9 protein-coding genes are annotated in these 12,283 nt (G+C 52.4%); 8 read left to right on the top strand and 1 reads right to left on the bottom strand.

All coding sequences use genetic code 11. From position 1 onward, the window contains the following. The first annotated feature begins 1,408 nt into the window (after positions 1–1,408). Both AB1L42_RS21455 and AB1L42_RS21460 read left to right on the top strand, forming a co-directional pair. Positions 1,409–3,220, top strand: coding sequence for a CotH kinase family protein (locus tag AB1L42_RS21455; protein WP_367061303.1), 1,812 nt, complete (start codon positions 1,409–1,411; stop codon positions 3,218–3,220). Positions 3,221–3,499: 279 nt separating this feature from the next. Next, positions 3,500–4,171 carry a DUF4956 domain-containing protein gene (locus tag AB1L42_RS21460; RefSeq protein ID WP_367061307.1) on the top strand — a complete coding sequence of 224 codons (672 nt, stop codon included), beginning with the start codon at positions 3,500–3,502 and terminating at the stop codon, positions 4,169–4,171. 127 nt (positions 4,172–4,298) lie between these two features. Here AB1L42_RS21460 and AB1L42_RS21465 read toward each other — a convergent pair whose 3' ends face one another. Next, on the bottom strand, positions 4,299–4,523 hold the full coding sequence (locus AB1L42_RS21465; RefSeq protein WP_367061310.1) for a hypothetical protein: 225 nt from the start codon (positions 4,521–4,523) through the stop codon (positions 4,299–4,301). 324 nt (positions 4,524–4,847) lie between these two features. On the opposite strand from AB1L42_RS21465, the gene AB1L42_RS21470 reads away from it, so the two are divergent. From AB1L42_RS21470 to AB1L42_RS21495, 6 genes are all read left to right on the top strand, one after another. Further along, a complete protein-coding gene (locus tag AB1L42_RS21470; RefSeq protein ID WP_367061313.1) occupies positions 4,848–5,333 on the top strand; it encodes a flavin reductase family protein in 486 nt (161 codons plus the stop codon). Between the two features lie 61 nt (positions 5,334–5,394). Then, positions 5,395–6,861, top strand: a complete 1,467-nt coding sequence (locus AB1L42_RS21475; RefSeq protein ID WP_367061316.1) for a hypothetical protein — start codon at positions 5,395–5,397, stop codon at positions 6,859–6,861. Positions 6,862–7,005: 144 nt separating this feature from the next. After that, entirely contained in the window at positions 7,006–8,277 is a 1,272-nt protein-coding gene (locus tag AB1L42_RS21480; RefSeq protein WP_367061319.1) for a Gfo/Idh/MocA family oxidoreductase, read from the top strand. Between the two features lie 29 nt (positions 8,278–8,306). Then, a complete protein-coding gene (locus AB1L42_RS21485; protein WP_367061322.1) occupies positions 8,307–9,272 on the top strand; it encodes a nucleoside hydrolase in 966 nt (321 codons plus the stop codon). Positions 9,273–9,560: 288 nt separating this feature from the next. Next, the gene (gene mntR / locus AB1L42_RS21490) at positions 9,561–10,094 is read left to right on the top strand and encodes a manganese-binding transcriptional regulator MntR (protein ID WP_367061325.1); all 534 of its coding nucleotides are present in this window, start codon (positions 9,561–9,563) and stop codon (positions 10,092–10,094) included. A 185-nt stretch (positions 10,095–10,279) separates the two neighbouring features. After that, complete coding sequence (locus tag AB1L42_RS21495; protein WP_367061328.1) at positions 10,280–12,151, top strand: ABC transporter ATP-binding protein; 1,872 nt, start codon at positions 10,280–10,282, stop codon at positions 12,149–12,151. Positions 12,152–12,283: the final 132 nt, after the last annotated feature.

Consider the following 12,283-nt stretch of genomic DNA (forward strand, 5'->3'; position numbering starts at 1 on the left):
AACTCTTCGTGGAAATCAATTGGAAATTGAAAAGTCATACTCGTGCTGTATGCTGTACCCCCCCCATGGGCTTCGGCTTCTTTCCGTTCAACTTCATCTCTAATTCGTTTAGCCACGTGTGTTCTGTAAATGGACCGGAATCGGAATAGTCCAGTCGGACGCACAATCTTGTCCCCACTATTCCTTTCCGTAAAGGTATTGACTCATAGTTCTCAATTATGTTCTCCATCCACGCTTCTTTCGGGGCAAACATTGTCTCGTTGTGGTCGCCGATGAGGGAGAGCAAGACGCTGTCCAAAAACACTCCACTGATTCTCGCGGAACGCGACGACACTGATGGGCTCTTAAATTTATTCTTCCCACCGGCAAACACAAAAAGCACCCCGAGGGAAACGGCGAATCCAAATACTATTAACGCTGCGATCAACACGGCCATTTTCGCACGTGGGGAATTACGTGTCACTTTGCCAACACTTGCTTCCATCGTGACTCCCTCTTGAGATGTTGCCAGCCAAAATGATCCGATGTCGTCATTCTGCGCAATGCGTTACGCCGGGAGGCACCGCCGGACAAGGCTGGGTGGCATTGTAGAAAGATTTTGGGTGCTGGGTGCCATGCCCTCGCTTGCGCGGGCATGTTTTGATGGTCGTTGGATGGTAAAGTTTGCCATGCACTCTGGCCATTGAAAAACTCGAGAAGTCAATGACAGTGACGGTGATGCCTACTTCCTGAAGTTTTCATGCTTTCGTCGACTTTCTCTGTTGAGTAGAGGCACGTATGTGCCAGTAGTTGGTCGATGGCATTGGTCTTACCAAGCAGAAAAATCCTTTCGATCTCTGGGGGTGGGGCATCATGCCGAAGCACGTGCATCTGATTCGGATTCGTAATACGAACGTTCGGATCTCGATGACGAGGTCAATTGAATGCTGTGCGGCTGACCAGTTTCGACTTGCCCACGCGAGCGAGGACGTGGCAACCGCGCTGAGATCGTTGTTGGGAGGTATGTGGAAATGGGCCGGGCGTGGCTTTCGTCTGGCGGATTTGGGCTGTGTTTTCTCTGAATTTTGCGGCGTTGAATTCCTTGTTGATCTCTAGGATTTCATGAAATCTTCATTTTTTTAGGGCGGCGAACGAAACTTTCTGGTTTGAGTTGCGTTTACATACTGAAGACAACGACGAGGTTGCTGTCTCACTCGCAACTCAGGCGGTCCTACGCCAACTGTGCGAACCTCGTGATTTGGACATATCCAGTTTGTCTTTGCGAAATGACTGGCACGTATCAGAGTCCTGGCTCGCGAATTTGGCATTCGGGGGCATCGATAGCATTTCAGATGCTCTTTGTTCGTCAGCGGTCTATTTCAACGCTCAAAAAAGCATTCCAAGATCTTCAGCTTCAGAATGGTTTCCAATGATCCCATTGCGCACTCACGTCACTGCAATGCTGGCTCTTGTAGTCGGCTTTTCGGTTTCCAACTTGCAAGCACAACCGCCGGGTGGTCCGAACGCTCCGGACATCGAACTCGTCAATAAGTTCGATGCGAATGGAGATGGCTGGCTCAATGCTGAGGAGCGCAAACTCGCTCTCGAAGCGATGCAGAAAATGCAGAGTGAGCGAGGCGGCGATAGGCGTCGTGGTCCAGGAGGATTTGGTGGTCCTCCTCCCGGTGGGCCTGGCGGTCCAGGTGGTTCTTTTGGAGGTCCCCCCGGTGGTGGTCCAGGACGCGGAAGACCAGAAGGTACTCCCGGACCGCGTGTCAGCGTGGAGAGCGTTAAAGTTATCAAGGACGCGGACCTGTACGATCCATCAGTGCTGCGAACGATGTTTATTGAGTTCGAAAGTGACGGCTGGGAACAGGAGATGGCAGCCTTCAAGCCGACCGATGTTGAAATCCCAGCGACTTTGATCGTCGACGGAGAAAAGTATTCTGACGTTGGCGTCAGCTTTCGTGGTTCGTCTTCGTTCTTCATGGTCCCCGAGGGAAGTAAGCGGTCGTTGAATCTGTCGATTGACTTCATTCATGACGATCAACGTCTGTACGGTTACCGCTCTTTGAATCTTCTGAATTGTAACGGCGATGCATCGATGATGAGTTCGTTGCTGTACTCACATATCGCTGGCGAAAAAATTGCGACACCGAAGGTCAACTTCATGAAGGTGGTGATCAATGGCCGCAGCTGGGGGATCTATGCGAACGCAGAGCAGTTCAACAAAGACTTCCTCAAAGATAACTTCGACACGAAGAAGGGGGCACGCTGGAAGGTCAGCGGAAATCCAGGCGGAGATGCGGGGCTGCGGTATCTTGGAGACGATCTCGAACCTTATCGCGAACGCTTCGAGATTAAATCGGATGACGATGAGAAGTCATGGCGGGATCTCATTCATCTCTGCAAAGTCTTGAACACGACTCCGCAGCAGGAGCTTCCTGAGCGCCTTGAGAACCTTTTGGATCTGGATGGAGTGCTCTGGTTTCTCGCGGTCGATGTGGCACTGGTTAATAGCGACGGATATTGGACAAGAGCCAGCGATTACAACATCTATCAGGACCCCGACGGAAAGTTTCACATCCTCCCCCACGACATGAACGAAGCGTTTCATGATCGTCAGGGACGAGGTTTTGGTGGTCCTCCGGGCGGTGGTTTTCCCGGGTTCGGTCCTCCTGGTGGAGATGAGCCGGGACGTCCCGATTTTCGAGATCGCGGTCCACGTGACGGTGATCGAGATCGAGGACGTGGCGATCAGTTTGGGGATCGACGTGGATTCGGTGGCCCGGACGATGGCGGACGTCCCCCGAGGTTTGATGATCGAGACGGTCGGCGAGATGGCGGACGCGGATTTGGCCCTCCCGGCGGAGGAGAGCGGCCGAGTGTGAAACTCGATCCACTCGTTGGTCTCGACAGTGATCGATTTCCTCTGAGAAGCAAGCTGCTTGCTAACGAAGCCTTGCGAACTCGCTACCTGCAATACGTTCGCCTCATCGCGAGCAAGTACCTCGACTGGGACTATCTCGGTCCGCATGTCGACGAAGCACGAAAGTTGATTGAGCGTGAGGTTCGACAGGACACGAGAAAACTCGCTTCCTTTGAAGACTTTCAGCGTGCAACTGACATGAAAGATGGCGAACTGAAACAGTTCTGCGACCAGCGTGCGGAATATCTGCTCAATCTCGATGTCATCAAGAATCTGCCGAAGGACTCTGTGAAGCAACAGTCGCTTCGATAAGGCATCGGGCGGAAAAGACGTTGAGCGTAATCGTCTTCGATTGGGACAGCGGTGGAGTTGAACTGCCGCTGTCCCAATTAGTTCGTTTCGCTCAGGGCGGCTTCACAGAAACTTTGGATTGAGCCGCAAGTCTTTTCACGATTTTCAGTCGTTGCTGAGCTCGCACCGCAAGTCTGTTTCAGAAGATGGTGTTATCTCACTGTGCAATGATTGTTTCTCTTTGAGAGTTCAAGCTTCCTCGACAATCACCTTCAATCGTTTGAATTAAGACTGCCACTCATGGAATTTCTTGAAGTCCCCCTGTTCGACGATGACCTCATCAAGATGATGGTTCGATTTGCAATCGACATCGTTGTCGTCTTGTTGCTGACGATCTTCTGCTATCGACGCCACAAGGGGAGTGCCGATTACGTTTTCAGTTTCTTGCTGCTGAACGTCATGATCTTCTTCATCTGTTTTGCACTGAAGAAGCTTGATCTGGGGATCGGGATGGCACTCGGGCTGTTTGCGATTTTCGGAATCATTCGATATCGCACGGATGCCATTCGAGTCAAAGAGATGACCTACTTATTCGTGGTTGTTGGGATTGCGGTCATCAATGCGCTGTCGAATAAGCAGACGAGCTACGCTGAGTTGGCGACCATGAATGGAATTATTCTCTCGGCTGCCTTTTTTCTTGAGCAGTCTTTGATCAGCTCTCCCAAGTGCAAATGCAACATTGTGTACGACAACATCGCCTTGCTGAGTCCTGGCAGAGAAAGAGAACTTCTGCAGGACATCGAAACAAAAACCGGTCTGGCTGGCGACAGGGTGAAGATCTCCAAGATTGACTTGAAGAAAGGGCTCGCCAGCATCGTCCTTCACTACTCTTGCGACGAAGAGTCAGCGACGGGCGACGGGAACAATGGTGACATTGAGACCGGAGATGGCGACTCGAACGACGACTTCTAAGTTGCTGCGAGGAACTTCGCGCACGCTGTTGAATTCAAGTCGCGCTATTCAGCCGTATTGTTGCGCTGGACGTCCAGTTCGCGTGTCGCTTTGAACTTTGAAACGGGCTCGCGAGTCTGTCTTGGCGTTAGTTCGTGGTCTCAGAGCGTTGGATCAGGAACTCGATAAAGCGAAGATTTGCCTCGAATAGCCGGCTGGATTGATCAAACCGGCGAATGATCTCCCGTCGCCGCTGGACTTCCGGCGTCCAGTTGGAGCGAATTGCTTCGCACTCAATTGCGATGTCGTTGGGAGTTGGCTCGTCAGTGGATTTCTCGTTGAGAACAGAGGCGATTCGGTTGTTCTGAGACATCTTCATGATGGTCCTGAGGTTGATGGAAATTTCGGGCTAGTGAGGTAGACCTCACTGGCGCGATTTCTCCAGAAAGACAAAGGGGATGCTTTCTTGAATACTGGTTCTTTAGTTCACCCTTTTTTGGTGCGCCGATTTTTCTGAGGCGATGTTGAAAAAAAGCATCAAAAAGCTGGATTCGCGATGTCCAGCTCAACCTGCGGAGGGACGATTGCAAGAATTGTGACGTTCGCAACGTTGTTGCGCTGCCAAGTGACCGTCGATCGCCTACTATTTGCGGCGAACAAATTGATTGTCACGCCTGGTGCGCATTGAGGACGGATTGTGAACGTTGAAAATATTGGCCCGGTTTTAGGGAAGATTCCGAGCGGCGTTTTCATTTTGACCGCTCAGAATGGAAATGGTTTAGAAACGGGGATGCTGGCGAGTTGGATTCAGCAGTCGTCGTTTGAGCCCCCGACAATGACTGTGGCCGTGAACAAGAAACGCTACTTGAACGACTGGATCGAAGAGTCGTCCGAAGTTGCTGTCAGTATCGTGGGGGAAAGTGAGAAGCAGTATCTGTCTCACTTTGGAAAAGGCTTCGAACCGGAAGAACCTGCGTTTGACGGGCTTGCAACTGAGAAAACAGGATCCGGACTCACTGTGTTGAGCGGAGCACTGGGTTGGCTGGCAGGACGCGTTCGATCTTCAGTCGATGCCGGTGATCATACCGTTTACGTCGTCGAGATTACCGACGGGAAGCCGGGAGAAGGTGTTTCCTCTCAGAAGCCGTTCGTGCATTTGCGCAAGAATGGATTTGGATATTGATCGAGGATGGCGGATTCGCTGAGATGCAGCGGTCACTTTTCCATTTGGATGTGAGGAACTGATGCGACTGGTTTTGTGCGGAATCGTTTGCTCATTTGTCATTGCGAATGTCGTCACCGCGGAAGATCCGAAGGAGAGTGATTATTACCCGATCACGACCTTCGAAGTTCCTGAAGGTGTGGTTCTCGAAGCGAGTTCGTTTCAGCTGTTGAGTGACAATCAACTCGCGGTGGCTTCGCGACGCGGTGAAATCTGGATCGTGACCGACCCATTCGCCAAAGAAGTGAATGCATCGCAGTTCAAACGATTCGCTCACGGGCTTCACGAAGTTCTCAGCATGGCAGAGCGAGATGGATGGTTGTATGTCGTCCAGCGATGCGATGTGAGTCGACTGCGGGATTCAAACGAAGACGGCAAAGCGGATGAGTTCGAAGTTGTCTGCGACGACTGGGAAATTTCCGGCGACTACCACGAATACGCATTCGGATCGAAGTTCGATCGCGAAGGGAATCTTTGGATCACCCTGTGTTTGACGGGGTCGTTTTCGAGTGAGGTCCCTTACCGCGGCTGGTGTGTGCGTGTGACACCGGACGGAAAGATGATCCCCACGACAAGTGGAATTCGTTCTCCGGGTGGAATGGGGGCGAACGCTGCAGGGGACATCTTCTACACGGACAATCAGGGACCGTGGAACGGAACATCAGGTCTGAAACATCTGATCCCCGGGAAATTCGTGGGCCATCCCGGAGGATTCGAGTGGTACAAGCTGGCTGAAAACGTGATGGGGCCAAGACCGACTGAGCCCGAGTCGGGCAGTCGATTTGTCGTTGAAGCGGAGAAGATTCCCGAATACGAACCGCCAGCGGTCCTGTTTCCCTACAAGAAAATGGGGCAATCAGCGAGCGGGATTGCCTGTGATCTTTCGCAAGGACGATTTGGACCGTTCGAAGGTCAGCTCTTTGTCGGAGATCAGACGTTCAGCACGGTGATGCGTGTTGTTCTGGAGGAGGTCGACGGCCATTATCAGGGATGCTGCATTCCGTTTCTGGAAGGATTCGATTCGGGAACGCTGGGTGTGGAGTTGTCTTCCCATGGCGTGATGTTTGTCGGTGGGACGAATCGAGGTTGGGGATCGCGAGGTAAGAGTCCGTTTGCCGTCGAACGGGTTGATTGGACCGGAGAAGTTCCGTTCGAAATTCTTTCGATGAACGCTCTTTCAGATGGCTTCGAATTGACGTTCACACAGCCAGTCGATGCGACGACCGCGAGCGATCCGGAATCGTACTCGCTGGAAACGTACACCTATATTTTTCAGTCGAGCTATGGCAGTCCTGAAGTTGATCAGACCCTTCCAGTGATTCAGTCAGTCATTGTCAGCGACGACGGAATGAGTGCGCGTCTGAAGATTGAAGGGCTGCAACGCGGGCATGTTCATGAACTGAAGTCATCCGGAGTGCGTAGTGCGGAGGGACTTCCGCTTCTGCATTCGGAGGCTTATTACACATTGAACTTCATTCCAGCAGAGTGAAGCTTCGCAGACGATGTTCACTTGACTCTTAGAAACAGCGATTCGGCCAGCCAAGAGAATTGGACGTAGTCCTCGATCAAAACAGATGGTATGATTTCGATGAGTTTTTCGTTGTTGCCCTTTTCGCCAATCGTAGAAAGTTAAATGACGGTGTCAGCTGGAGATCAATCTTCTTACTCTCGTCGAGAGTTTCTGGAATCCAGTTCTCGCAATGCTGCGTGTTTGACCGTCGGGATGATGGGGCTGAAGGACGTTCGCTCTCCGATCGATCGCCTTCAGGTTGGAGTCATCGGGCTCGGGGTTCATGGTCTTGAACTGGCGAAGTCGTTCGCCGAAATGAAAGATGTTCAAGTCGCCGCCATTTGCGATGTCGATGCGTCCCGACTCGCAGTTGGTCAGGCTGACTTGAAGGAGATTCAGCACTCGCGCCCACTGGCGTTTTCCGACCATCAGATGATGCTGGACCGCCCGGACCTGGATGCAGTGGTTGTCGCTACGCCTGATCACTGGCATGCTCAGCAGGCCCTCGATGTACTGCAGATTGGTCGCCATCTCTATTTGGAAACTCCAACTGCCCATACTGTCGAAGACGTCGACCGCATCAATCGAGTGGCTGCGAAGTCTGGCTGTGTTGTTCAGGCTGGGCTGCCGCAAAGACACGGAGCGCACTTTCAATCGGCAGTTGAACTGGTGCAGTCAGGTTTTCTTGGTCGCGTTCCGCTGGCACGTGCCTGGGCTGTCCATCAGAGAAAATCGATTGGCTACTGCGCCGAATCAACCCCACCTCGTGGAGTCGACTACGAACGATGGCTTGGACCTGCTCGACAGCGACCATTTGCAGCGAATCGTTTCCATGGAGATTGGAACTGGTTCTGGGATTATGGCTCCGGTGAACTTGGAAAATGGGGGACGCACAATCTCGATCTCGCATTCTGGGCGCTGAAGCTCGGCCTGCCGAAACGTGTATCCTCAACTGGAGGAATCCGGACATTCCGAGACGATCGAGAGACTCCCGACACGTTGACGGTGGCCTACGAATATCCGTCGGTCGATATTGTCTGGGAGCATCGGCAATGGGGCACTCGCGGCATCGAAGGTCGTACTTCTGGCACTGCATTCTACGGTGAGCGTGGGACTCTCGTCGTCGATCGAAGTGGTTGGAAGGTGTACGGACATCGCGATGAACGATTCGCTGGGGCGAGCGAGTTTAAACTGAGCGCACTTCGATCATTTGTAAACTCGATCACGGCTGGAGGCGGACATTCGCGAGACTCGATTGAGTCGGGAAGTCTCGTCAGCACTGCATGTCACCTGGGCAATATTTCCTATCGTGTTGGTCGCGCTCTTGACATTGACACGAAAAGGTTGAGAGTAAAAGACGATCCCGAAGCGACGCTGCTAATGTCATCCGGGTAATTGAACGACCATGTTGAGTTGGAGGATGCATGTCGGTGCGGCACAAAGTCATTATCGATGCGGATCCTGGGATTGGGGACGCAGTCGCGATTGCACTGGCACTCATGGACCCTCAACTGGAAGTGGTCGCTTTGACCTCTTGTGCGGGGCTCGTGTCTGGGGAGCAGGCATTTCGAAACCTGCAAACGATCATTTCGATGGTCGATCCTCCGCTGTGGCCACGTCTCGGTTGGTCGAACGGGAATTCGTTTCGCGTTGAAGACTCGCCGGTGTTCTCCGGAATTTTGAGTGGTCACGGAGAAAGCGGTCTCGGAGACTGCAAGCCGATCGCGGCTCCGCTTCATCAGCCGACAGATTCAGTCAAGCTGATGGTCGAACTTGTCAAAGCCCATCCTGGGGAGCTGACTTTACTCACGCTGGGGCCGCTGACGAATGTGTTGGGAGCGTTCGAGCGTTCGAGTGAGTTTTTGAATGAGCTCAAACAGCTGCGAATTCTTGGGGGATCGGTTTCCGTTGGGGGCGATGTCACTGCGTGTGCTGAGCTCAACATGCTTGCCGATCCTGTCGCTGCGAAAGCGATTCTCACTTCCCCGGCTAACAAAACGCTGCTTCCGCTCGATACTTCTCACCAGTTCGAATTGAGCTTCGATCAATACAGCCAGATGGGAGTGGATGGCTATTCACGACTGGGGCGATTGTTGAACGAATTGATTCCATTTGCACTGCGAATCAGTCGAGCAAGACTCGGGAGAGAGGGGATTCTTCTGCCGGAGGTGATGGCTGTCGCGAGTATCTCTCACAGCGAGTTGTTCGAGCAGCGACCGATGGTTTGTGACGTTGAACTGACAGGAGAACTAACGCGGGGGATGACTGTCTTCGATCGTCGACCCGTTCCCCATTGGAAGCAAAATATCGAAGTGCTCACGGAAGTCGATACCGCCGGAGTTCTCGATTACATGCTGCGTCTGATTGCCAGTTCGAGCGTTGGTGAGTGACTTGATGTCGATGCGGAATTTCAGAATCGATTTCTAACTTGATGAGACGCGGGCGAGATTCAACGTCCGGGACGATGGAATCGAGCGAAATTGCTCGGCGGATTCCGGTTTAGATTTTGCACTCTTTCGGTTATCGTGCGTGGTGAGAGTTCGGAAATCTGTTCATTCAGTTTTCATGGACTCACCTGAGGTCTTGCTCGATGCGGATCGATTCGGTCGATCGGGTGAAATTCACTACCAGCCAATCTGTTTGAGGATCGATTTTCCAATCCCTGTCTATTTCGCCAAGTGCGAGGCGTCTGGCCAACGCTGACATCGGGAACGCAATCGTTTCGAAAACAAGCAGATCATTTCGACACATCGGAAGACTCACAGTCGCGAATGAACAAACCACGCAAAATCGCTGATCGACATCGTCGAACTCGAAAAGACCATGCCACGGAAACGGCAGAAGACTACGTGGAAGCGATCTTCGAGATTATTGAAGATCAGGAGCAGTGTCGCGTCGTTGACCTGACCAAACGCTTTGACGTTTCTCATGTGACTGTGACGCGAATCATCAGTCGCCTTCAGAAAGAAGGTTACGTTCAAACCGAACCGTATCGCCCGATCGAACTCACCAAAGAAGGTGTGACACTGGCTCGCCGATCTCGAGAGCGGCACCACGTCGTCTTAGAATATCTGGTGGCGATCGGAGTCCCTCCGGATGTGGCCGAAATTGATACTGAAGGAATCGAGCATCATGTCAGCGAGAAGACTCTTTCGGTGTTTCGTCGCCACCTGAAACAGTTGAAGGGAGAGCAGGTCGGCGCCAGCATGTAGAATTCTCCGAAGACTTTCGCGCACTTTGGGAACAGCAACTTTCTGCACGACGGCAATTCGATTCATATCGGAAATTCCACTGACAGGTTACGCTAACAGGTTCCATTGAGAGTGATCGTTCGATCGATGAGCTGCCATCGAATCGAACAACAGTATCGAATGAAACAACAGGGATTGGAGCAAGCATGGACGCCGGGAATGCTTTGTTGGAAATCGAAGGCCTCAAGACCTACTTCGAAACCAAAAGTGACACTGTTAAGGCCGTCGAAGATCTCACCCTGACTCTGAAATCAGGGGAAACTCTCGGGCTCGTCGGAGAATCAGGATCGGGAAAATCGGTCACATCGCTGACGATCATGAGGCTTCTGCCTGATCGGGGCGCTCGAATCGCTGGCGGCCGGATTTCTTATCTCGGGAAGGACCTCGTTAAGCTTTCGGATTCCGAGATGCAGGAGATTCGCGGAAGCGAAATCAGCATGATCTTTCAGGAACCAGGGACCAGCCTCAATCCTGTTTTTCGAGTAGGACGTCAGGTCACCGAAGGCATTCTCCGGCATCAGGGTGGAAGCTATCTGGACGCGCGAAAGCGAACGATTGAGTTGTTCCACGAGGTTGGGATTCCTGATCCAGAGCGGCGATTCTCCAGCTTCCCGCACGAGATGTCCGGCGGTCAGAAACAACGCGTGATGATTGCAATGGCGTTGGCTTGCAACCCGGAGGTTCTGATTGCTGATGAGCCGACAACAGCACTCGACGTCACCATTCAGAAACAGATTCTCGATCTACTCCGTAAGTTGCGCGATGAGCGGGGAATGTCGATTCTCTTTATCACTCATGATCTCGGAGTGATTGCCGAGATCGCCGATGAAGTCGCTGTCATGTTCCGCGGCAGGCTGGTCGAGCAGGGGGCTGTGGAGCAGATCTTCTCTGATCCGAAGCACCCCTACACGAAAGGGCTGCTAGCGTGCCGGCCTCGATTGGAGTCGACCTATCGACGACTGCCGACCGTCAGTGACTTCATGACGGCAAAGAAACAGCCCGACGGCAGCTACGAAATCACTGAAAAGGAGATGTCGGAAAAGGAGATCGAGCAACTTTCCATGACCGGTCGCGGACGATTGTTGCATCCGGAGTCAGAGCTCGCTGCGATGGGGCATCCCATCGAGTCTTTGCATCGATCCTCGGACACAACCACGGTTCAGGAAGATCAACAGCCACTTCTGAAAATCGATGATCTGAAGGTTTACTATCCGATTCGAAGTGGAGTCTTTCAACGCGTCACTGATCACGTCAAAGCGGTCGACGGGGTCAGCCTCAAGGTTTATCCGGGGCAGACACTCGGTCTGGTTGGGGAATCGGGTTGCGGAAAAACGACGACCGGTCGGGCGATTGTGAAACTCGCCAACATCACCGGCGGCAAGATCTTCTTCGACGGAACTGATGTCACCACTTTGCGAGGAAGTGAACTACGCAAGTTCCGCAGTCGAGTTCAGATTATCTTTCAGGACCCTTACAGTTCACTGAATCCAAGGATGACCGTCGAAGCGATGCTGACAGAAGCAATGATGCTTCACGGAATCCTGAATACCAAGATGGAGCGAAGACGTCGGGCTGCGGAGCTTCTTGAAGAAGTCGGTTTGGAGATGGCTCACCTTCGACGATATCCGCATGAGTTTTCAGGTGGGCAGCGTCAGCGAATCAGTGTCGCTCGAGCTCTCGCAGTCCGCGCGGAATTTATCATTTGTGATGAATCTGTCTCCGCGTTGGATGTGTCTGTGCAGGCCCAAGTGCTGAATCTATTAAAGGACCTGCAGGAGCAGCACAATTTGACCTATGTGTTCATCAGCCATGACCTCAGTGTCGTCAAGTTTATGGCCGACATGATGGCAGTGATGAACGAAGGGAAAATTGTCGAATTTGGTCCGAGCGAGGCGATCTACGAAGACCCGCAGCAGGACTACACAAAGCGGCTGATTTCATCGATTCCAAGCGACTCTCTCGATCTCATTCGGGAACGTGTTGAACAACGCAAAAAACACCGTTCTGCAAATCGATGAGATCGTGACTGTCACTCGTCAACGCCATCGCGTGCTATACATAATCATTGTCGAGTTGATGGATGACATAGCCGATGTTGGAATTGGTCAGTGTCGGGGAAGTTCGGACATGTAGTCGAGAGCCGTCACGAG

Origin of the sequence: Thalassoglobus sp. JC818, from assembly GCF_040717535.1 — a bacterium.
Taxonomy (GTDB): Bacteria; Planctomycetota; Planctomycetia; order Planctomycetales; family Planctomycetaceae; genus Thalassoglobus.

Bases quoted from the DNA above. Each gene is read 5' to 3' on its own strand.
- AB1L42_RS21455 (WP_367061303.1), top strand. From the start codon at position 1,409: ATGATCCCATTGCGCACTCACGTCACTGCAATGCTGGCTCTTGTAGTC.
- AB1L42_RS21460 (WP_367061307.1), top strand. From the start codon at position 3,500: ATGGAATTTCTTGAAGTCCCCCTGTTCGACGATGACCTCATCAAGATG.
- AB1L42_RS21465 (WP_367061310.1), bottom strand. From the start codon at position 4,523: ATGTCTCAGAACAACCGAATCGCCTCTGTTCTCAACGAGAAATCCACT.
- AB1L42_RS21475 (WP_367061316.1), top strand. From the start codon at position 5,395: ATGCGACTGGTTTTGTGCGGAATCGTTTGCTCATTTGTCATTGCGAAT.
- AB1L42_RS21480 (WP_367061319.1), top strand. From the start codon at position 7,006: ATGACGGTGTCAGCTGGAGATCAATCTTCTTACTCTCGTCGAGAGTTT.
- AB1L42_RS21485 (WP_367061322.1), top strand. From the start codon at position 8,307: ATGTCGGTGCGGCACAAAGTCATTATCGATGCGGATCCTGGGATTGGG.
- AB1L42_RS21495 (WP_367061328.1), top strand. From the start codon at position 10,280: ATGGACGCCGGGAATGCTTTGTTGGAAATCGAAGGCCTCAAGACCTAC.